This is a genomic window from Halomonas sp. A11-A (genome assembly GCF_003182195.1).
GTDB classification, from domain to species: Bacteria; Pseudomonadota; Gammaproteobacteria; order Pseudomonadales; family Halomonadaceae; genus Halomonas; species Halomonas alkalicola.
On sequence record NZ_QGTM01000002.1, the window covers coordinates 81,440 to 101,700 of the forward strand.

The following is a 20,261-nucleotide window of genomic DNA, read 5'->3' on the forward strand; positions in this document are numbered from 1 at the left end:
GTCCATCATCAGCAGGGAGTGACCCCATGCGCATGCAGGGAAAGAACGTGATCGTGACCGGCGGTGCCAGCGGTATCGGGCTGGCCAGCATCGAGCGCTGCCTGGAGGAGGGCGCCAGTGCGGTGATCGCCGACCTCGAGGGCAGCGAGGGCGCCGCCCGGGCGGCCGAACTCGACGGCAGGCACGGCGGGCGCTGCCTCTTCAAGGTGTGCGATGTGACCGACACCGCCCAGGTTGACCGCCTCTTCGAGGAGACCGTGGCGGAGCTCGGCAGCGTGGATGCGGTGTTCAACAACGCCGGCATCGGCGGCATCACCCCCACGGACGAGGTGACCGACGAGGAGTTCCTGCGCATCATCGACATCAACCTCAACGGCGTCTTCCGGGTGGCCCGGGCCGCCCTGAGGGTGATGTATCGCCAGGGCAGCGGCAGCATCGTCAACTGCGCCTCCATCCTCGGCATGCTCGGCCAGTCCCAGACCGCCGCCTACACCGCCGCCAAGGGGGGCGTGGTCAACATGACGCGTTCCCTGGGCATCGAGGCGGCACCCAAGGGCGTGCGGGTCAACGGCATCGGGCCGGGCTATATCGACACGCCGCTGCTCTCGGCACTGGATGACGAGCTGCTGCAGGGGCTGATCAGCCTGCATCCCATCGGTCGCCTGGGGCGCTCCGAGGAGATCGCCAACGCCTTCCTCTTCCTGGCCAGCGACGAGGCGAGCTTCATCACCGGCACCACCCTGATGGTCGACGGGGGCTTCACCGCCGGTAAATCCTGAGTCTGGCCCGGGAAGGCAGGATGGCAGTCGGCGCGTGCGGCTGCCATCCTGACAGGGCATCCACCGAGGAGCCCTGCCATGTCTGTCCTGTCCCTGCTGCCCCTGCGGCATCTGCGGCACCTGCTGGTGCTGGCCCTGCTGTCGCTGCCGCTGGCGCTGTCACCCCTCGAGGCCCGGGAGCTGGCGGCCCCGCCGGAATCGATGGTGGAGGTGGAGGTGGCCACCGTGGGCATGTCGGGCGTGGCCGGGGTGCCGGTGGTGCTGCTGCGCGAGCCGGGGGCCCGGGAGGTGATCCCGATCTATATCGGCGTGACCGAGGCGCGCGCCATCCTGCGCGCCCTGGCCGGGGAGCGCGCCCCGCGGCCGATGACCCATGAACTGCTCGGCGATGTGCTGGGGGGCGTCGAGGTGACGCTGACCCGAGTCTATGTAGATGCCCTCACCGAGAGCACCTTCCTGGGCATGCTGGAGCTGACGCTGCCGGGGCGCGATGCCCCGGTGCATATCGACAGCCGCCCCAGCGATGCCATCGCCCTGGCGCTCACCGCCGGGGCCAGCATTCACGTGGCGCCCGAGGTGCTGGAGGCGGCCCGCCAGATCGAGTATCAGGGCTTCGACGACCAGGTGGTGGTGGCACTGGGCATCACGGTGACGCCCCTGGACGAGGACCTGCGCGAGGCGCTGGGCCTGCCGGGTCGGGCCGGGGTGCTGATCAGCGACGTCAGCGGTGAGGCCGCGGCGGCGGGGCTTGCCCCCGGGGACCTGTTGCTGGAGGTCAACGGCGAGACGCCCGAGACGCCGATGCACTTCCTGGAGCTGGTGCGCGACACGCCCCGGGACGCCCCTGCCCGGCTGCGGGTCTGGCAGCAGGGCGAGATCCTCGAGGTGGAGCTCTCCACCGAGGTGCCGACACCCGCTCCGCGGCGTCGCGCCCCAGGGCTTGAGGCCTGAGTCGAACTTGGCAGCCGGCGCCGGGCGGGCAAGAATGGGCGCCAGGAGGATTGCCCATGCTTGTTTCATTGATTGCTGCCGGCCTGCTCGGCGCCCCCGCCCTTGCCGCCGACGCGCCTGACAAGGTCGACCTGACCGCCCTGGAAGCCCATCACCGGGAGCTGCTCTCCTGCGACCGCCTGACCGGCCACTGGCTCCAGGAGGATGAGTACATGGCGATGCACACCGCCATCGGCGACTCCCGGCAGCGCCTGGAGGCGCTGCGCCCCATGCCCTTCAGCGAAGAGGAGTTCCCGGCGGGCGCGGCCGACCTGACCATCGGCGAGACTCGCTACACCGGTGGTGACGTCGCGCGGATGAAGGAGACGCCCGGCGAGGCCGATGTGCGCGAGGCCTACCTCACCATCCGCCCGCACTGCATGCGGCTGATCGGCTACTTCTGACGCCTTTCCGGCACCAGAAGAGACGGCCACCGCGGGAAACCGCGGTGGCCGTCCTGCCTGAAGGGGTGGTGCCGCAAGGCGGATTCGAACCGCCGACCTACGCATTACGAATGCGTTGCTCTACCAGCTGAGCTATTGCGGCGCCTGTCGTGATGGTAGCGCCGCCGAGGGCGCTTCGGCTAGCCCTCGGCGGGCCTGCGCAGCCGAGTCAGTCCCTCCTGGGCGGAGGAGGCCACCAGGCGACCCTGGCGGTCGTAGATGGCGCCGCGGGTGAAGCCGCGGGCGCCGCCGGCCCAGGGGCTGTCCATGTCGTAGAGCAGCCAGTCGTTGACGCGCACGTCGTGGTGGCACCAGAGCGCATGGTCGAGGCTGGCGATCTGCAGCCCGGGGTCGCGATAGTCGAGCCCGTGGGGCACCAGGGCGGTGGTCAGCAGGTTGAAGTCGGAGCTGTAGGCCAGCAGGGAGCGGTGCAGGGCGGGGTCGTCGGGGAGCTCGCCGGCCAGGCGGAACCACACCCGCTTGTGCGCCGGCTCGCCCGCCCGGTGCTCCTCGCCGGCCAGCAGGAACTCGATGGGGTGGTCGTCGAAGCGCACCAGGCGGTGCCCCGTATCGGCCAGCTGCTCCGGCGGCGCCACCTCGGGCATGGTGGGCTGGTGGTCCAGGCCCGCCTCCTCGCCGTGGAAGGAGGCGCTGCAGAAGAAGATCGGCCGGCCCTTCTGGATGGCGGTGACCCGGCGGGTGGTAAAGCTGCCGCCGTCGCGCACGGCGTCTACCTGATAGACTACCGGGCGGCGCGCATCCCCCGGGCGCAGGAAGTAGCCGTGCAGGGAGTGGGCGCGCCGGGAGGCGTCGACGGTCTGGGTGGCCGCCGAGAGCGCCTGGCCCAGTACCTGGCCGCCGAACAGCTGGGGCAGGCCAAGATCCTGGCTGGCGCCGCGGAACAGGTTCTCCTCCAGGGGCTCGAGGGCCAGCAGGCCCACCAGGGCGTCGAGAGCGTTGGACATGTGCGAAATCTCCAGGGGCAGTCGGGGCCTGCGGGCCCTCTCATACGGACGTTTCAGATCAGTCTACATGGAGTCGAGGCCGTTGCGCAGCGATGAGTTCTACATGCACCGGGCGCTGGACCAGGCCCGCCAGGGGCTGGCCGCCGGTGAAGTGCCGGTGGGTGCCGTGGTGGTGAATGCCGAAGGCGAGATCGTCGGCGCCGGCTACAATGCGCCGGTGGCGGGGTGCGACCCCAGCGCCCATGCCGAGATTCGCGCCCTGCGCGATGCCGGTGCGCGGCTCGGCAACTATCGCCTCGACGGCTGCACCCTCTATGTGACCCTGGAGCCCTGTCTGATGTGCACCGGGGCGATCATCCATGCCCGGCTGGCCCGGGTGGTCTACGGCGCGGCGGAGCCGCGAACCGGCATGGTGGAGTCCAGGGCCAACCTCTTTGCCCAGCCCTGGTACAACCACCGAGTGGTCGTGGAGGGTGGGGTGCTGGCCACCCGCGCTTCCCGGCTGCTCAAGGCGTTCTTCGCCGCCCGGCGGGAAGATCAGGGCGGCGCTCCCACCAGCTGAAGCAGCTTCTCCTCTTCGTCATCCGGCAGCCTGGCATTGAGCAGGTAGAACTGCTGCTGGTTGCGGTCCACATAGCTGAGTATCTCGTGGTAGCGGCGAATATTGCGCACATAGATCACCGGCTCGCCGCCCCGGGCGTAGCCGTGGCGGGTCTGGCTGTACCACTCGCGCTCCTGCAGCAGCGGCAGCGACTCGCGCACATCGGCCCAGCGGTCCGGGTCGCCGCCACGCTGCTCGGTGATGCGCCGGGCGTCGTAGAGGTGGCCCAGCCCCACATTGTAGGCCGCCATGGCCATGAACAGGCGGTCCTCTCCGGTTATCGACTCCGGCAGCCGATCCTTGAGCTCGCGCAGGTATCGGGCGCCGCCCTCGATGCTCTGGGCAGGGTCCAGGCGGTCGCTTACCCCCAGGTCACCGGCGGTGGGCAGGGTCAGCATCATCAGCCCACGCACCCCGGTGGGGGAGGTGGCCTCCGGGTCCCAGTGGGACTCCTGGTAGCCCAGCGCGGCCAGCAGCTTCCAGTCGAAGCCGGTCTGGCGGGCTGCCTCCCGGAACAGCTCGGCGTAGTCCGGGAGGCGAGCGTGGAGGTGCTGGATGAAGGTGCGCGCGCCCACGTACTCCAGGTAGTCGTCATGGCCGAAATAGCGCGCCACCAGGGCCTCGAGCTCGCCCTCGCTGTGAAGCGCCGCGAGGAAGCGGTTGGCCGCCTGCGCCAGCGCCAGGCCGCCCTCGGCGGGAAAGGCCCAGGCCAGGGAGAGCGGCTCGCCCAGCGCGAAGCCACGCTCCACCCCGGGGAAGAACAGCCGGTTGAGGCGGAACTGGTGCTCGAAGAGCACCGCGGCGTCGAGCCGCCCATCCTCGACCCAGCGCAGCAGCTCGGCGGCCTCCAGGTCATCGGACTCCTCCCAGGCGAGCGACGGGTGCTCGGCCTTGAGCTCGCGCAGCACCCGGTCGGTGCCGGCGCCGGCCAGGGTGCCGAGGCGCAGACCCTGCAGCCGGTCCAGGCCGGTCACCGGCGGCAGGCCGCGACGGTAGACCACCACCGGCTGCAGCTCGAGGATCGGCCGGCTGAAGATCACCCCGTCGAGGCCCGGAGTCAGCGGCAGGGCGGCGGCCCCCAGGTCGCCCTCCCTGCGGACGGCCTCGAGCGCGCTGGCGATATGGTGGTCCGCGCGCAGCGCCAGGCTCACGCCCAGGGAGGCGGAGAAGCGGCGTACCAGCTCGTATTCGAAGCCGGTGGGGCCCTCGCGCCCCTCGTAGTAGGTGGTGGGGGTATTGCGGGTGTGCACCTGCAGGAACTCGCGGGCGAGGATCCTCTCCAGGTGCCGGCCGTCGGGCGTGCCCGGGGAGGCGGGCCACAGGCCCAGCAGGAGCGCGCCGGCCAGGCCCAGAGCGGGCAGGGCAGGGCGGCGGCGCCAGCGGTGCAGGAGCTGATCGATCGACGGCAGGGGCATGGGGGGGCGGCTGGCGATGACGACCCACCACCATAACCAGCTGCGGCGCGGCTGTCATCCGTGCGATTTCTTGCCGCGATTTCTTCCGCCCCGGGCTTTCCAGTATCATATGCGCTCTCTGCCGCTGGCCGCGGCCCCTCCTTGATGATTTCCAGAGGCTCCAGGATATGCTCGAACTGCGCGGCGCCCCCGCCCTCTCCGCCTTCCGTCACGCCAAGCTGCTGGCCGCCCTGCGCGAGGCGGCGGCCGACGTCGAGTCGCTGCAGGCGGAGTACGTGCATTTCGTCGATCACGAAGGCGAGCTCAGCGCCGAGGCGCTGGCGGTGCTGGAGCAGCTGCTCGACTATGGTTCTCAACTTCAGGGTTCTCAACTTCAGGGTTCTCACCTTCAGGGCTCTGACGTCGAGGGCGCCCGAGCAGAGGGCCAGCTGTTCCTGGTGGTGCCGCGCATCGGCACCCAGTCGCCCTGGTCCTCCAAGGCTACCGACATCGCGCGCAACTGCGGCCTCGGCAGCATTCGTCGCCTCGAGCGCGGCATCGCCTACCGGGTCAAGCTCAGGGGCGTGCTCTCCGAGCAGGCCTTCGAGGCGATCCGCGCCACCCTGCACGACCGCATGACCGAAACGGTGCTGGCCGACAGCTCCGACGCGGCACGGCTCTTCGCCCACCATGAGCCGGCACCCCTGGGCAGCGTCGACATCCTCGCGGGCGGTCGCGAGGCGCTGGAGGCCGCCAACGTCGCCCTCGGCCTGGCCCTGGCCGAGGACGAGATCGATTACCTGGTGGCGGCTTTCCGCGACCTGGGCCGCAACCCCACCGACGTCGAGCTGATGATGTTCGCCCAGGCGAACTCCGAGCACTGCCGCCACAAGATCTTCAACGCCGACTGGGTGATCGACGGCGAGGCGCAGCCCCTCTCGCTGTTCAAGATGATCAAGAACACCCACCAGGCCTCCCCGGAGGACATCCTCTCGGCCTACAGCGACAACGCGGCGGTGATCAGGGGCGCCACGGCGCCGCGCTTCTTCCCGGCCCCGCTGACCGGTCAGGCCGGCGAGCGCGCCCGCTACGGGAGCGTCGAGGAGCCGATCCAGATCTTGATGAAGGTGGAGACCCACAACCACCCCACGGCGATCGCCCCGCACCCGGGAGCGGCCACCGGCGCCGGCGGCGAGATCCGCGACGAGGGCGCCACCGGCATCGGCGGCAAGCCCAAGGCGGGCCTCACCGGCTTCACCGTCTCCAACCTGCGCATCCCCGAGTTCGTGCAGCCCTGGGAGGCCTTCGACTACGGCAAGCCCGAGCGCATCGTCTCGGCCCTCGAGATCATGCTGGAGGGCCCCATCGGGGGGGCGGCCTTCAACAACGAGTTCGGCCGCCCCAACCTGGCCGGCTACTTCCGTACCTATGAGCAGGACGTGCTGGGGGCCAACGGCATCGAGCGCCGCGGCTTCCACAAGCCGATCATGCTCGCCGGCGGCTACGGCAACATCCGCGACGGCCACGTCCAGAAGGGCGAGATCCCGGTGGGTGGCAAGCTGATCGTGATGGGCGGTCCTGCCATGCTGATCGGCCTGGGCGGTGGTGCGGCCTCCTCCATGGCCTCCGGCACCTCCAGCGCCGACCTGGACTTCGCCTCGGTGCAGCGCGGCAACCCCGAGATCGAGCGTCGCGCCCAGGAGGTGATCGACCGCTGCTGGGCCCTGGGTGAGGCCAACCCCATCCGCTTCATCCACGACGTGGGGGCCGGCGGGCTCTCCAACGCCCTGCCCGAGCTGGTCAAGGACGGCGAGCGCGGCGGCCTGTTCGACCTGCGCGCGGTGCCCAGCGCCGAGCCGGGCATGAGCCCGCTGGAGATCTGGTGCAACGAGGCCCAGGAGCGCTACGTGCTGGCCGTGGCCGCGGAGGACCTCGCCACCTTCGACGCCCTCTGTGCCCGCGAGCGCTGCCCCTATGCGGTGGTGGGCGAGGCCATTGAGGCACACCACCTGGAGGTGCGCGACGGCCACTTCGAGAGCAAGCCCGTCGACCTGCCGATGAGCGTGCTGTTCGGCAAGCCGCCGAAGATGACCCGCGAGTTCTCCCGCGAGACCCGCGAGCTGCCCGGCGTGATGCTCGACAACCTCGACCTGCGCGAGGCCATGGACCGCGTACTGCGCCTGCCCACCGTGGCCTCCAAGAGCTTCCTGATCACCATCGGCGACCGCTCCATCACCGGCCAGGTGGCCCGCGACCAGATGGTCGGCCCCTGGCAGGTGCCGGTGGCCGATGTCGCCGTGACCACGGCCAGCTTCGACACCCACGCCGGCGAGGCCATGGCCATGGGCGAGCGTCCGCCGGTGGCGCTGATCGACCCCGCCGCCAGCGCCCGCCTGGCAGTCGCCGAGGCGATCACCAACCTGGCCGCTGCGCCCATCGCCAAGCTAGGCGATATCAAGCTCTCCGCCAACTGGATGAGCGCCGCCGACCACCCCGGCGAGAACCAGGCGCTCTATGACGCCGTCCACGCCGTGGGCATGGAGCTCTGTCCGGCGCTGGGCATTGCCATCCCGGTGGGCAAGGACTCCATGTCCATGCGCACCGCCTGGCAGGAGTCGAACGGCTCTGATGACGGGCACGGCGAGGCCGAGGAGAAGAGCGTCACCTCGCCGCTGTCGCTGGTGATCACCGGCTTTGCGCCGGTCACCGATGCCATGCAGACCCTGACGCCCCAGATCAATCTGGAGCAGGATGAGTCCGACCTGCTGCTGATCGACCTGGGCGGCGGCAAGAACCGCCTGGGCGGCTCGGCCCTGGCCCAGGTCTATGGCCAGGTGGGCAGCGAGTGCCCGGACCTGGACGACCCGGAAGACCTCAAGGCCTTCTTCGCGGTGATCCAGGGGCTCAACGCCGAGGGCAAGCTGCTCGCCTACCACGACCGCAGCGATGGCGGCCTGCTGGTGACCCTGCTGGAGATGGCCTTCGCCGCTCACGCCGGCCTCGAGATCAAGCTCGACTGGCTGGTCGACGAGCCCGCCGAGGCGGTGAATGCGCTGTTCGCCGAGGAGCTCGGTGCGGTGATCCAGGTCAACCGCGCCCACACCGAGGAGGTGCTGGCCCAGTTCGCCGCCGCCGGCATCGAGACCTGCGGCGTCATCGCCCGGCCCCGCTACGACGACCAGGTGCGGGTCACCCTCTTCGAGGAGCCACTGCTGGAGACCACCCGCATGCTGGCCCAGCGCACCTGGTCCGAGACCAGCTACCGTCTGCAGGCGCTGCGCGACAACCCGGAGTGCGCCAAGAGCGAGTTCGACGGCCTGCTCGATGACCGCGACCCGGGTCTCTCCGCCACCCCCGCCTTCGACGTCGACGAGGATGTCGCCGCGCCCTATCTCAACCTGGCTCGGCCTTCGGTGGCGGTGCTGCGCGAGCAGGGCGTCAACGGCCAGGTGGAGATGGCCTGGGCCTTCGACCGCGCCGGTTTCGAGGCGGTGGACGTGCATATGAGCGATATCCTGGCAGGCCGGGTATCGCTGGATGAATTCAAGGGGCTGGTGGCCTGCGGCGGCTTCTCCTACGGCGACGTGCTGGGGGCTGGCGGCGGCTGGGCCAAGTCGGTGCTCTTCAACGAGCGCGCCCGGGAGCAGTTCGCGGCCTTCTTCCAGCGTGACGACAGCTTCTCGCTGGGCGTCTGCAACGGCTGCCAGATGCTCTCCCAGCTCAAGGAGCTGATCCCCGGGGCCGAGGCGTGGCCGCGCTTCGTGCGCAACGAGTCCGAGCAGTTCGAGGCTCGGGTCGCCATGGTCCAGGTGGAGCAGAGCCCCTCGATCCTGCTGGCCGGCATGGAGGGCTCTCGCCTGCCCATCGCCGTGGCCCACGGCGAGGGCCGCGCCGAGTTCCGCGACAGCGCCCACCTGCGCAGCATGCAGGGCAATGGCCAGGTGGCGCTGCGCTTCCTGGACAACCACGGCCAGGTCACCACCCGCTACCCGGCCAACCCCAACGGCTCGCCCTCCGGCATTACCGGCCTGACCACCCCGGATGGCCGCGCCACCATCATGATGCCCCATCCGGAGCGGGTGGTGCGCGCGGTGACCAACTCCTGGCGCCCGGCCGAGTGGACCCGGGACGGCGCCTGGCTGCGCCTCTTCCGCAACGCCCGGGTCTGGGTGGACTGAGGGCTTACGTGTCGCCTCGTGGCTCTGCACAGAAGGCGGCCTCCGGGTCGCCTTCGGCGTCTGCGGCCCCGGCACTGCGTCCCTACCAGCAGGAGGCGGTGCGCCGGGTGATCGGGCACTTTCGCGGCTCGGACGACCCCGCCGTGGTGGTGCTGCCCACCGGCAGCGGCAAGTCCCTGGTGATCGCCGAGCTGGCGCGCCTGGCCCGGGGGCGGGTGCTGGTGCTGGCCCATGTGCGCGAGCTGGTGGAGCAGAACCACGCCAAGTACCAGGCCTACGGCCTTTCGGCGGATATCTTCAGCGCGGGCCTTAAGCGCAAGGAGAGCGCCCGCCAGGTGGTCTTCGGCTCGGTGCAGTCGGTGGTGCGCGGCCTCGACCGCTTCGACGATGGCAACTTCACCCTGCTGGTGATCGACGAATGCCACCGGGTCTCCCCCGCCGAGGACGCCAGCTACCGCCGGGTGATCGAGCGGCTGCGCGCGGCCAATCCGCGCCTCAAGGTGCTGGGACTCACCGCCACCCCCTACCGGCTGGGTCAGGGGTTCATCTACCACCGCCACCATCACGGCATGGTGCGCGGCGAGGCCGACTGCTTCTTTCGCGACTGCGTCTTCGAGCAGCCCCTGCGGTTGATGGTGAAGCAGGGCTATCTGGCCGAGCCGCGGCGCATCGATGCGGCGGTGGAGCGCTATGACTTCTCGGCCCTGGCGCCGGGGGCCAGCGGCCTCTTCCGGGAGGAGGAGCTCAACCGGGTGGTGGCGGGCCACCGCGCCACGCCGGGGATCATCGCCGAGGTGGTCGAGCGCGCCCGTGACCGCCAGGGGGTGATGCTCTTCGCGGCGAGCGTGGCCCACGCCGAGGAGATCCTCGGCTACCTGCCGGCGGGCGAGGCGGCGCTGGTCACCGGCGAGACCCCCTCCGCCGAGCGCGAGTGGCTCATCGCCGCCTTCAAGGCCCGGGAGCTCAAGTACCTGGTCAACGTGGCGGTGCTCACCACCGGCTTCGACGCCCCCCACGTGGACCTGATCGCCATCCTGCGCCCCACCGAGTCGGTGAGCCTCTACCAGCAGATCGTCGGCCGCGGCCTGCGCCTCGCGCCGGGCAAGCGGGACTGCCTGATCCTCGACTACGCCGGCAACCCCTGGGAGCTCTATGCGCCGGAGGTGGGCTCGGCGAAGCCCGACTCCGACAGCGAGCCGGTGCAGGTGGAGTGCCCCGCCTGCGGCCATGCCAACCTCTTCTGGGGCAAGCGCGACGGTGAACTCGTGATCGAGCACTTCGGCCGCCGCTGCCAGGGGCTGGTGGAGGGCGAGCCGCAGGTCGATGGCGCGGCGTCGGGCGCCGAAAATCGCGGCGTGGCGTCGGGCGCCGGGAAAAGGCGGCAGTGCGACTTTCGCTTTCGCTTCAAGGTATGCGGCGACTGCGGCGCCGAGAACGATATCGCCGCCCGGCGCTGCCACGGTTGCCAAACCCTGCTGGTGGATGCCGACGACAAGCTCAAGGAGGCGCTGCGCCTCAAGGATGCCCGGGTGCTCAGGGTCAGCGGCATGCAGCTCGAGGCTACCGTCAACGGCCGAGGCATGGCGCGGCTCAAGGTGACCTACCACGACGAGGATGGCGCGACGCTCAGCGAATGGTTCGCGCTGGAGACGCCGGCCCAGCGCGGCGCCTTCGCCGCGGCCTTCCTGCGCGACCACCTGCGCGCGCCGGGGGTGCCGTTTCGGCCCACCACGCCGGAGGAGGTCGTGGCCGAGCGACGCCGCCTGCGCCACCCGGACTTCGCGGTGGGGCGCAGGGTGGGGCGCCACTGGCAGGTGCGCGAGAAGCTCTTCGACTATGTCGGGCGCTATCGCAAGGCCAGCGAGGCTGAGTAGCAGGCATGCACGGTCCGAGCGAGAGGCGCCGGGGACAGGCCGAAAGGGAGGTCCTACGCCATGGATGGCGTCGGTAGCGTACAGGGAGGTATTCACAGCGCCTCCCTGAAGGCCTGTCGCCGGGATAGCCTCGAGCGCTGGCGGCATGTCGGCAGAAGCGGCGTCAGAACTGTCTCCGGCGCCCCGCTCTTGCTAGACTGCGCCGTTGACCCAGCGTCTCCGGAGAGGCACGCCGCGTGAGCGCTACCCCCGATACCGCCAGCCCCGAGCAGAGCGCCGAGGCGGCCCAGCAGGCCGCGGTGCTCGGTAGGCTGTTCGACGAGCCGATCACCGAGCTGCCCGAGGATCTCTATATCCCGCCGGAGGCGCTGCGGGTCTTCCTGGAGGCCTTCGAGGGGCCGCTCGACCTGCTGCTCTACCTGATCCGTCGCCAGAACCTCGACATCCTGGCCATCGACGTGGCCGCCATCACCCGCCAGTACATCGAGTACGTGGAGCTGATGAAGGCCATGGAGATCGAGCTGGCGGGCGAGTACCTGCTGATGGCGGCGATGCTGGCCGAGATCAAGTCGCGCACCCTGCTGCCGCGCCCGCCCAAGGAGGGCGGCGACGAGGAGGAGGAGGACCCCCGCGCCGAGCTGATCCGGCGCTTGCAGGAGTACGAGCGGCTCAAGCATGCCGCCGAGGCGCTGGCCGAGCTGCCGCGCCTAGGGCGAGACTGGTTCCCGGCGCGGGCGTTGCTGCCGCCGCTGGAGTCGCGGGTGATCCATCCGGACGTGGAACTCGGCGAGCTGCTCGGCGCCCTGGCCGGCATCCTGCGCCGCGCCGAGCTGGTGCAGTCGCACCACATCAGCCGCGAGGTGCTCTCGACCCGGGAGCGCATGCTGGCCATCATGGAGCGGCTCAGCCACGATCATTTCACCCCCTTCGAGGCGCTGTTCAGCCTGGAGGAGGGGCGGGCGGGGGTGATCGTCACCTTCATGGCGATCCTCGAGCTCGCCAAGGAGGCGATGATCGAGATCGTGCAGAATGCCCCGCTCTCGCCGATCCATGTGCGCGCCCGTACCCCGGTGGAGACGGACGAGGCCGGCGACCTGGATGACCTGGCAGCCGAGGGCGAGAGCGCCTTCGCGGATGATGATGAGGAGGGAGGGCGGCCATGACCGCCATGGAGTATCCCGAGGCCCTGGACGAGATCCTCGAGGCGGCGCTGCTGGCGGCCGGCGAGCCGCTCTCCCTGGAGCGCCTCGACGGGCTCTTCGACGACCACGAGCGACCGCCAAGGCGTGCCCTGCGCGAGGCGCTCGAGCGCCTCGGCCTGCGCCACGAACGCGGCGCCATGGAGCTGCTCGAGACCGCCTCGGGCTACCAGCTGCGCATCCGCCCGCGGCTCTCGCCCTGGGTCTCGCGGCTGTGGGACGAGCGCCCCCAGCGGTACTCCCGGGCGCTGCTCGAGACCCTGGCGCTGATCGCCTACCGCCAGCCGGTGACCCGCGGCGACATCGAGGAGGTGCGCGGGGTCACGGTGAGCGGTTCGATCATGCGCACCCTCCTGGAGCGCGGCTGGATCCGCGTGGTGGGCCATCGCGACGTACCGGGGCGCCCGGCGGTCTATGCCACCACCCGCAGCTTCCTCGATGACTTCGGCCTGAAGACCCTCGACGAGCTGCCGCCGATGCACGAGCTCAAGGCCTTCGAGGAGCCTGGGTGGATGAGCGAGGACGAGGCGCCGCCGCCGCCCCAGCACGACCTGCTGGCCCAGGCCGATGCGCCCCTCGACGATGTGCCGGAAGAGGGCGAGCAGGCGGCAGGCACTACCGATCAGGAGGCACCGGCCGCGTCCGGTGCCACCGACGCGACGGCCGGGATGGCCGACGACAACCACGCCGGGACGGCGTCAGAACGGTCCGGACTGAGCTTCGCCGAACTCGAGGCTCGCCTGACCGAGCGTGCCCGGAGCCGCGTCGACGATGACGCTGCCCCGGGGGCGGAATCCACACCCAGTGAGAACGACTCATGAGCACTACCAGCGAAAAACTTCAGAAGGTCCTGGCCCGCGCCGGGCTGGGCTCCCGCCGCGAGATGGAGACCGCCATCGCCGATGGGCGGGTCAAGGTCAACGGCCAGGTGGCGACCCTGGGCGACCGCATCGAGACCCGCGACAAGGTACTCTTCGACAACCGCCCGGTGACCCTGCGCGGCGCCGATGAGGTGCCGCGGCGGGTGATCATGTACAACAAGCCCGAGGGCGAGCTGTGTACCCGCAAGGACCCGGAAGGGCGGCGCACCGTGTTCGACCGGCTGCCGCGGCTCAAGGGCGAGCGCTGGATCGCTATCGGCCGCCTCGACATCAACACCAGCGGCCTTTTGCTGTTCACCACCGACGGTGAGCTGGCCAACCGCCTGATGCACCCCTCCACCCAGGTGGAGCGCGAGTACGCCGTGCGGGTGATGGGGGAGGTGACCAAGGAGCAGGTGGTGGCCATGGTTGAGGGGGTGATGCTCGACGACGGCCCGGCGCGCTTCACCGACGTCCAGGAGTTCGGCGGCGAGGGTATCAACACCTGGTTCCACGTGGTGATCCTGGAGGGGCGCAATCGCGAGGTGCGTCGCCTGTGGGAGTCCCAGGGGCTCACCGTCAGCCGCCTCAAGCGGGTGCGCTACGGCAACATCTTCCTCGACAAGCGGGCCAAGGCCGGCGAGTGGGTGGAGCTCTCCCAGGAGGAGATCGATGACCTGGCAGAGTTGGCCGGGCTGGAGTCACGTAAGGTGCCGGATCTCACCCCGGACGAGAAGAACCGCTGGAGCCGCGACAAGCACAAGCGCAAGCCGGTGCAGGCGATGCGCAAGCCCAAGGCGCGCCGCTGAGCGGCGGCGGCGACAAAAGGCAAAAAAGTCCTTGCCAGCCAGGGGGCGGATCAGTAATATCTGCCCCCGTTCGGACGGGTCGTTAGCTCAGTTGGTAGAGCAGTTGGCTTTTAACCAATTGGTCGTAGGTTCGAATCCTACACGACCCACCATCCGGACCTGCAGGCTTGTACGCAAGCATGGGTCGTTAGCTCAGTTGGTAGAGCAGTTGGCTTTTAACCAATTGGTCGTAGGTTCGAATCCTACACGACCCACCAGATTCGACGCCCCGGCCTCCCAGAGGTCGGGGCGTTCTGGTTTCTGGCCGGGGTGCCCCCTGAGGCGCGCCGTGAGCCGAACGGCTCGGCCCGCCGAGCGTCCCAGCGGAGCAGCGGCGCGACTTCCTGACCGGATTTCTTCACCGATAGTGGCCACGAACCCGGCCTCCTGGTCTAGAATAGGGGCCTTGCCGACGGTGGCGACAGACGCCCCGGGCAGCCGGCGCATCGTCCTCGCGGAGCGCGCGAGCCACGATGTACCCGATCACGCAGGGGGAGCCCCTGCCAGTCACAGTGGTAGACACGATGACGACCATGACTTCCCGTGCCCAGGTACGCGAGTACCTGACCCGCACCTACTGCCCCACCCGCATTCCCGCCGAGGACGAGGCGCGCGTCGAGGAGATCAAGCGGCTCCTCGAGGCCAACAACGCCGTCCTGGTGGCTCATTATTACACCGACGATGCCATTCAGCAGCTCGCCGAGGAGACCGGCGGCTGCGTGGCCGACTCCCTCGAAATGGCCCGCTTCGGCGCCCGCCACGCGGCCGACACCCTGGTGGTGGCCGGGGTGCGCTTCATGGGCGAGACCGCCAAGATCCTCTCTCCGGAGAAGCGCGTGCTGATGCCCACCCTGGAGGCGACCTGCTCGCTGGACCTGGGCTGCCCGGCCGACGAGTTCGCCGCCTTCTGCGACCAGCACCCCGACCGCACCGTGGTGGTCTACGCCAACACCTCGGCTGCGGTGAAGGCGCGTGCCGACTGGGTGGTCACCTCGTCGATCGCCGTGGAGGTGATCGAGGAGCTCCAGGCCCGCGGCGAGAAGATCCTGTGGGCCCCGGATAAACACCTGGGCGGTTACATCCAGAAGAAGACCGGCGCCGACATGCTGCTGTGGGACGGTGCCTGCATCGTCCACGAGGAGTTCAAGGCCAAGGGGGTCGAGGAGCTCAAGGCGCTCTACCCGGAGGCCGCGGTGCTGGTGCACCCGGAGTCGCCGGCCTCGGTGGTGGCGCTGGCCGACGTGACGGGCTCCACCTCCCAGCTGATCAAGGCCGCCCAGGCGCTGCCCAACGACAAGCTGATCGTGGCCACCGACCGCGGCATCTTCTTCAAGATGCAGCAGGCGGTGCCCGGAAAGACCCTCTTCGAGGCGCCTACCGCCGGCAACGGTGCCACCTGCAAGAGCTGCGCCCACTGCCCCTGGATGGCCATGAACGCCCTGGACAACCTGGCCGACGCCCTGCGCCACGGCTCGGGCGAGATCCTCGTCGATGACGCCCTGCGTCAGGCGGCGCTGAAGCCTCTGGAGCGGATGCTCAACTTCCAGCGCTGATCACGGGCGCTGGGCGCTAGAACTTCTCCAGCGTCTCCTGATAGCCGATGAACGCCTCGCGGCGCTGCTCGATGCGAGCAGTGGCCGCGGCGTCTCCCTCCCGCTCGGCCACCTGCCGGGCCACCTCGAGCTGACGAATCCCCTCGCTGATGCGTCCGGTGAGCTGCAGCTGCTCGGCCCGGGCCAGGTGCCCCCAGGCCTCCCGCCCGCTGCGCCCGGCGGCTTCCGCCAGCAGGGTGAACACCTGCGGGTCCTCGTGGCGGCGCTCGGCAAGCTCGCGCAGCACCCGCCACGCCTCGTCGGGGTCGCGCTGCAGCAGCGCCTCGCCCAGGGTCAGGGTGGCGGGCAGGTGCCCCGGCATCAGCCGCAGCAGGCGGCGGCTGCGCTCGATGGCGTCGTCGTAGCGGCTGGCATCGAAGGCCACCTGGGCGGCGGAGGCGGGCAGCAGCCCCAGGTCGGGCTCCTGGCGGGCCAGGGCGTCGAGGGTCGATAGGGCCGCCTCGACGTTGCCCCGACGGGCCTCCACCAGGGCGCCCAGGTAGCGTCGGGCGGCGTCGGGCACGTCGTCCTGGGCGAGTCGGGTGATGGCCTGCTGGGGGTCGCGCTCGTGGATGGTCAGCAGGGCGCGGGCGCGCACCAGGTGGTACTGGAGGTCGTCGTCGCGGGGGGCGGCGACTGAGAGCTGGCCGGCGCGGTCCTGGGCATCGCCGATGCGCGACTCGGTCACCGGGTGGGTGAGCAGGAACTCCGGTGGGTTGCCGCCCTGCAGCCTGGCCATGCGCTGCATGGCCTGGAACATGCGCACCATGGCCTGGGGGTCGTAGCCCGCCTGGGCCATGGCCTGCAGGCCGATGCGGTCGGCCTCCTGTTCGAAGCGCCGCGAGTAGGCCAACTGGTCCTGGATGAAGGCGGCCTGGGAGCCCATGGCCACGCCGATGCCGGCGTCGCCCCCGCCGGCGGCGGCGATCAGCATGCCGGCCAGCATGGCAGCCATGGCGGGTACCTGGGTCTGTTCGGTGCGGGCCTGGCCGCGGGCGTAGTGGCGCTGGGAGAGATGGCCAAGCTCGTGGGCCAGCACCGAGACCAGCGCCGCCTCCTCCTCGGCAAAGGCGAACAGGCCGGCATTCACCCCGATGATGCCCCCCGGCACGGCGAAGGCGTTGAGCTGGCGGCTGTCGACCAGGGTCACCAGCGGCTGGCTGCCGCCCAGCCCGCTGTGGGGCAGCAGGCGCGCGACCATCGACTCCACGTAGTGCTGGGCGATGGGGTCCTGCCACTGGGGGGCCCGCGCCTGGAACTGGCGCAGCCAGGCCCGCCCCAGGCGAAACTCCTCGCCGCTGGCGGCCTGGCTGTTGCCGCTGGCCAGGCTCGGCAGTCCGGCGGTGCTGTCCCACTGTGGCTGGGTCCACTGGGCGGCGGCGGGCAGGGCCAGCGCCAGGCACAGGGCGCCGGCGGCGAGTCGGGGAAAACGGCGCGGCATGCTCGGGGTCTCCTGTGGTGGGCCGAGGTGGCCCATGGTCTGACATTGATTCAGCCGGTAAAGTGCCTTTAAATCCCAAGGGCTTCCGCGCCGCACGACCATCCGTCGTCCGGTAGCAATCCGCCCCACCCCCATTGTTCCGGGAGAGATCATGGCTCTGCAACCCGATGACCTGCTCGACGCCCGCGGTCTTCCCTGTCCGCTGCCGCTGCTCAAGGCGAAGCAGGCGCTGGCGCGCCTGGCCCCGGGCCAGCTGCTCGAGGTGATGGCCTCCGACGCCGGCTCCTGGCGGGACTTCGAGACCTTCACCGCCCAGAGCCCCCACGAGCTGCTGGAGCGAGAGGAGCGCGGTGACACCTACCACTACTGGATTCGCAAGGGCGGGGAGGGCACTTCATGACCCTGCGGACGGTCTTCAAGAATTGGATCGACCACTACTTCTCCGACGAGGAGGCGGTGATCCTGCTGGTAGTGCTGGTGCTCGGTTTCGCCGTGGTGATCCTGTTCGGGCGCATGCTGGCGCCCTTCCTCACCGCCCTGGTGATCGCCTTCCTGCTGCAGGGGGCGGTGGGCTGGCTGGAGCGACACCACGTGCCCCATCTGCTGGCGGTGAGCCTGGTGTTCCTGGGGTTCATCAGCCTGCTGCTGGCCCTGGCTTTCATCCTGATGCCGCTGATCTGGAACCAGCTGGTGGGGCTGGTGCAGGAGACGCCGCGCATGCTCGCCAGCGGCCAGCAGCTGCTCGACGACCTGCAGGAGCGCTACCCGCAACTGGTGACCCCCGACCAGATCCAGAACTGGATCACCGTGGCCGGCCGCGAGATGACCCAGTTCGGCCAGCGCGCCCTGACCCTATCGCTGGCCTCCCTGGGCAACGTGCTGGCGCTGATTATCTACCTGGTGCTGGTGCCGATCCTGGTCTTCTTCCTGCTTAAGGATCGCGAGAAGCTGGTGGACTTTACCCTCTCGCTGCTGCCTCAGAAGCGCGCCCTGATGACGCGCATCTGGCACGAGATGGACGACCAGATCGCCAACTACGTGCGCGGCAAGTTCATCGAGATCATCATCGTCGGCACCGTCTCGTTTCTCACCTTCGCCTACTTCGGGCTGCCCTATTCGGCGTTGCTGGCGGTCCTGGTGGGCTTCTCGGTACTGGTGCCCTACATCGGCGCGGCGGTGGCCACCCTGCCGGTGGCGGCGGTGGCCGGCTTCCACTTCGGCATGACCAGCGAGTTCGTCTACGTGCTGATCGCCTACGGCATCATCCAGGCGCTGGATGGCAACGTGCTGGTGCCGGTGCTGTTCTCCGAGGCGGTCAACCTGCACCCGGTGTCGATCATCGTGGCGGTGCTCTTCTTCGGCGGGATCTGGGGCTTCTGGGGGATCTTCTTCGCCATTCCCCTGGCCACCCTGCTCAAGGCGCTGGTCTATGCCTGGCCGAGGGGGATCCAGCGGCACAAGCGCGAGGAGGCGGCCGAGGCCCTGGCCGAGGAGTGAGCCCCGGGCCTGCGCGGCTGCGTCGGCGGCGCAGGCCCCTCGCATCAGCCGGCGTGTAGCGCCTGGGCGGCCTCCAGCACCTCCTGGGCGTGACCCGGCACCTTGACCCCGCGCCACTCCCGGGCGAGGTTGCCTTCGGCGTCGATCAGGAAGGTGCTGCGCTCGATGCCCAGGTGCTCCTTGCCGTAGAGTTTCTTGAGTTTGATGACATCGAACAGGCGACAGATGGCTTCGTCCTTGTCGGAGATGAGTTCGAAGTTGAAGTTCTGCTTGGCCTTGAAGTTCTCCTGGGCGCGAATGCCGTCCCGGGAGACGCCGAAGATCACTGTGTTGGCGGCCTCGAAGGCCTCTTTGCGGTCACGAAAGTCGCCGCCCTCGGTGGTGCAGCCCGGGGTGCTGGCCTTGGGGTAGAAGAAGAGCACCACCTGCCGGCCCTTGAGCTCGGAGAGGGTGACCGTGGTGTCGCCGGTGGCGGTGGCGGTGAAGTCGGGAACCGGCTGGCCTGTACTCACGCTCATGGAAGTCTCCTGCGCGTTGGTGGGGGAGCTTGATTACACGCAAGCGGCGCGGCGCTGTCAAAGTGGTGCGCCTCGCTGTACAGGCTCTGGCCGGCTGAGTACCATTTGACCCTTGATGCGGGCCACGGGCCCCGCCCCCTGACGACCCGGTGGGTACCGGGCCGTGGCGCAGCCGTCGAATCAAGAGGAAAGAACGGATGATCACTGGCAGTATCGTCGCCCTGGCGACGCCGATGAAGGTCAATGGCGACATCGACTGGGAGGCGCTGCGTCGCCTGGTGAACTTCCACCTCGACAACGGCACCGATGGCATCGTGGCCGCTGGCACCACCGGCGAGCCCACCACCATGTCGTTCGCCGAGCACTTCGACGTGATCCGCACCGTGGTGGAGGAGGTCGATGGCCGCATCCCGGTCATCGCCGGCACCGGTGCCAACGCCACCTCCGAGGCGGTGGAGCTGGCGCGCTACGCCAGCGAGGTGGGGGCCGACTACTGCCTGTCGGTCTGCCCCTACTACAACAAGCCCACCCAGGAAGGCCTCTACCGCCACTTCAAGGCGGTGGCCGAGGGCAGCAAGCTGCCGGTGATCCTCTACAACGTGCCCGGCCGCACCGCCTGCGATCTCTACAACGAGACCGTGCTGCGCCTGGCCGAGGTGGACAACATCGTCGGTCTCAAGGATGCCACCGGCAACCTGGAGCGCGCAGAGGACCTGATCTCGCGGCTCAAGGGCAGCGGGTTCATGCTCTACTCCGGCGACGACGCCACCGCCTGCGACTTCATGCTGATGGGCGGCCACGGGGATATCTCGGTGACCGCCAACGTGGCCCCCCGGGCCATGCACGACCTGTGCGTCGCGGCGGTGGCCGGCGATGCCGACCGCGCCCACCAGCTCAATACCCGGCTGATGCCGCTGCACACCAACCTGGGCATCGAATCCAACCCGATCCCGGTGAAGTGGGCGCTCTACCGCATGGGGCTCGTCGAGCCGGGCATCCGCCTGCCGCTCACCTGGCTCTCGGAGAAGTACCACTCCACGATCAGCGAGGCCCTGCAGCTGGCCGGCGTGATCGAGGACTGA

At 69.7% G+C, this 20,261-nt stretch carries 17 protein-coding genes and 3 tRNA genes; 15 read left to right on the top strand and 5 right to left on the bottom strand.

Annotated elements, in window-relative coordinates; all coding sequences use genetic code 11:
• Positions 1–26: 26 nt before the first annotated feature.
• The 3 genes from DER72_RS02515 (at position 27) to DER72_RS02525 (ending at position 2,173) form a co-directional block, all read left to right on the top strand.
• Positions 27–779 (top strand): SDR family NAD(P)-dependent oxidoreductase, encoded by a 753-nt coding sequence (locus tag DER72_RS02515; protein ID WP_110068437.1) that lies wholly within the window; start codon positions 27–29, stop codon positions 777–779.
• 78 nt (positions 780–857) lie between these two features.
• The gene (locus DER72_RS02520) at positions 858–1,730 is read left to right on the top strand and encodes a bifunctional nuclease domain-containing protein (RefSeq protein WP_110068438.1); all 873 of its coding nucleotides are present in this window, start codon (positions 858–860) and stop codon (positions 1,728–1,730) included.
• Between the two features lie 56 nt (positions 1,731–1,786).
• Positions 1,787–2,173: a hypothetical protein gene (locus tag DER72_RS02525; RefSeq protein ID WP_146209030.1), complete on the top strand. Its 387-nt coding sequence runs from the start codon at positions 1,787–1,789 to the stop codon at positions 2,171–2,173.
• Between the two features lie 66 nt (positions 2,174–2,239).
• On the opposite strand, the gene DER72_RS02530 is transcribed toward DER72_RS02525, so the two are convergent.
• Positions 2,240–2,315, bottom strand: a tRNA-Thr gene (locus tag DER72_RS02530).
• A gap of 37 nt (positions 2,316–2,352) precedes the next feature.
• Positions 2,353–3,177, bottom strand: a complete 825-nt coding sequence (locus DER72_RS02535; protein ID WP_110068440.1) for an acyl-CoA thioesterase II — start codon at positions 3,175–3,177, stop codon at positions 2,353–2,355.
• Between the two features lie 82 nt (positions 3,178–3,259).
• Here DER72_RS02535 and tadA point away from each other — a divergent pair, with 82 nt between their 5' ends.
• Positions 3,260–3,739, top strand: a complete 480-nt coding sequence (gene tadA / locus DER72_RS02540; protein WP_110068441.1) for a tRNA adenosine(34) deaminase TadA — start codon at positions 3,260–3,262, stop codon at positions 3,737–3,739.
• Here the strand turns inward: tadA and mltF are convergent.
• Positions 3,715–5,193, bottom strand: a complete 1,479-nt coding sequence (gene mltF / locus DER72_RS02545) for a membrane-bound lytic murein transglycosylase MltF (protein WP_110068442.1) — start codon at positions 5,191–5,193, stop codon at positions 3,715–3,717. The two genes, tadA and mltF, sit on opposite strands and share 25 nt — an antisense overlap.
• A gap of 167 nt (positions 5,194–5,360) precedes the next feature.
• Between mltF and purL the strand changes: the two genes are divergently transcribed.
• The 8 genes from purL (at position 5,361) to nadA (ending at position 15,684) form a co-directional block, all read left to right on the top strand.
• Positions 5,361–9,350, top strand: coding sequence for a phosphoribosylformylglycinamidine synthase (purL, locus tag DER72_RS02550; protein ID WP_110068443.1), 3,990 nt, complete (start codon positions 5,361–5,363; stop codon positions 9,348–9,350).
• A 107-nt stretch (positions 9,351–9,457) separates the two neighbouring features.
• A complete protein-coding gene (locus tag DER72_RS02555) occupies positions 9,458–11,224 on the top strand; it encodes a DEAD/DEAH box helicase family protein (RefSeq protein WP_375153254.1) in 1,767 nt (588 codons plus the stop codon).
• 236 nt (positions 11,225–11,460) lie between these two features.
• Positions 11,461–12,387, top strand: a complete 927-nt coding sequence (locus DER72_RS02560; RefSeq protein ID WP_110068445.1) for a ScpA family protein — start codon at positions 11,461–11,463, stop codon at positions 12,385–12,387.
• Positions 12,384–13,244: an SMC-Scp complex subunit ScpB gene (gene scpB, locus DER72_RS02565; protein WP_110068446.1), complete on the top strand. Its 861-nt coding sequence runs from the start codon at positions 12,384–12,386 to the stop codon at positions 13,242–13,244. The genes DER72_RS02560 and scpB overlap by 4 nt, the downstream gene beginning before the upstream one ends.
• Positions 13,241–14,092, top strand: coding sequence for a 23S rRNA pseudouridine(2605) synthase RluB (gene rluB / locus DER72_RS02570; RefSeq protein ID WP_110068447.1), 852 nt, complete (start codon positions 13,241–13,243; stop codon positions 14,090–14,092). Before scpB ends, rluB begins: the two co-directional genes overlap by 4 nt.
• A 76-nt stretch (positions 14,093–14,168) precedes the next feature.
• Positions 14,169–14,244: transfer RNA gene (locus DER72_RS02575), tRNA-Lys, on the top strand.
• Positions 14,245–14,273: 29 nt separating this feature from the next.
• Positions 14,274–14,349, top strand: a tRNA-Lys gene (locus DER72_RS02580).
• A 306-nt stretch (positions 14,350–14,655) separates the two neighbouring features.
• The gene (gene nadA, locus DER72_RS02585) at positions 14,656–15,684 is read left to right on the top strand and encodes a quinolinate synthase NadA (protein WP_110068448.1); all 1,029 of its coding nucleotides are present in this window, start codon (positions 14,656–14,658) and stop codon (positions 15,682–15,684) included.
• A gap of 16 nt (positions 15,685–15,700) precedes the next feature.
• On the opposite strand, the gene DER72_RS02590 is transcribed toward nadA, so the two are convergent.
• Positions 15,701–17,164, bottom strand: a complete 1,464-nt coding sequence (locus tag DER72_RS02590; protein WP_110068449.1) for a M48 family metalloprotease — start codon at positions 17,162–17,164, stop codon at positions 15,701–15,703.
• A 151-nt stretch (positions 17,165–17,315) separates the two neighbouring features.
• Between DER72_RS02590 and DER72_RS02595 the strand changes: the two genes are divergently transcribed.
• Both DER72_RS02595 and DER72_RS02600 read left to right on the top strand, forming a co-directional pair.
• Positions 17,316–17,564 (top strand): sulfurtransferase TusA family protein, encoded by a 249-nt coding sequence (locus DER72_RS02595; RefSeq protein ID WP_110068450.1) that lies wholly within the window; start codon positions 17,316–17,318, stop codon positions 17,562–17,564.
• Positions 17,561–18,661 (top strand): AI-2E family transporter, encoded by a 1,101-nt coding sequence (locus DER72_RS02600; RefSeq protein WP_110068451.1) that lies wholly within the window; start codon positions 17,561–17,563, stop codon positions 18,659–18,661. Before DER72_RS02595 ends, DER72_RS02600 begins: the two co-directional genes overlap by 4 nt.
• 44 nt (positions 18,662–18,705) lie before the next feature.
• Here DER72_RS02600 and DER72_RS02605 read toward each other — a convergent pair whose 3' ends face one another.
• Complete coding sequence (locus DER72_RS02605; RefSeq protein ID WP_110068452.1) at positions 18,706–19,179, bottom strand: peroxiredoxin; 474 nt, start codon at positions 19,177–19,179, stop codon at positions 18,706–18,708.
• Positions 19,180–19,376: 197 nt separating this feature from the next.
• Here DER72_RS02605 and dapA point away from each other — a divergent pair, with 197 nt between their 5' ends.
• Positions 19,377–20,261: a 4-hydroxy-tetrahydrodipicolinate synthase gene (gene dapA, locus DER72_RS02610; RefSeq protein WP_110068453.1), complete on the top strand. Its 885-nt coding sequence runs from the start codon at positions 19,377–19,379 to the stop codon at positions 20,259–20,261.

Excerpts from the sequence above, each read along its gene's own strand:
- DER72_RS02515 (WP_110068437.1), top strand. The coding sequence starts at position 27 with ATGCGCATGCAGGGAAAGAACGTGATCGTGACCGGCGGTGCCAGCGGT.
- DER72_RS02520 (WP_110068438.1), top strand. The coding sequence starts at position 858 with ATGTCTGTCCTGTCCCTGCTGCCCCTGCGGCATCTGCGGCACCTGCTG.
- DER72_RS02525 (WP_146209030.1), top strand. The coding sequence starts at position 1,787 with ATGCTTGTTTCATTGATTGCTGCCGGCCTGCTCGGCGCCCCCGCCCTT.
- DER72_RS02535 (WP_110068440.1), bottom strand. The coding sequence starts at position 3,177 with ATGTCCAACGCTCTCGACGCCCTGGTGGGCCTGCTGGCCCTCGAGCCC.
- mltF (WP_110068442.1), bottom strand. The coding sequence starts at position 5,193 with ATGCCCCTGCCGTCGATCGATCAGCTCCTGCACCGCTGGCGCCGCCGC.
- purL (WP_110068443.1), top strand. The coding sequence starts at position 5,361 with ATGCTCGAACTGCGCGGCGCCCCCGCCCTCTCCGCCTTCCGTCACGCC.
- scpB (WP_110068446.1), top strand. The coding sequence starts at position 12,384 with ATGACCGCCATGGAGTATCCCGAGGCCCTGGACGAGATCCTCGAGGCG.
- rluB (WP_110068447.1), top strand. The coding sequence starts at position 13,241 with ATGAGCACTACCAGCGAAAAACTTCAGAAGGTCCTGGCCCGCGCCGGG.
- nadA (WP_110068448.1), top strand. The coding sequence starts at position 14,656 with ATGACGACCATGACTTCCCGTGCCCAGGTACGCGAGTACCTGACCCGC.
- DER72_RS02590 (WP_110068449.1), bottom strand. The coding sequence starts at position 17,164 with ATGCCGCGCCGTTTTCCCCGACTCGCCGCCGGCGCCCTGTGCCTGGCG.
- DER72_RS02595 (WP_110068450.1), top strand. The coding sequence starts at position 17,316 with ATGGCTCTGCAACCCGATGACCTGCTCGACGCCCGCGGTCTTCCCTGT.
- DER72_RS02600 (WP_110068451.1), top strand. The coding sequence starts at position 17,561 with ATGACCCTGCGGACGGTCTTCAAGAATTGGATCGACCACTACTTCTCC.
- DER72_RS02605 (WP_110068452.1), bottom strand. The coding sequence starts at position 19,179 with ATGAGCGTGAGTACAGGCCAGCCGGTTCCCGACTTCACCGCCACCGCC.
- dapA (WP_110068453.1), top strand. The coding sequence starts at position 19,377 with ATGATCACTGGCAGTATCGTCGCCCTGGCGACGCCGATGAAGGTCAAT.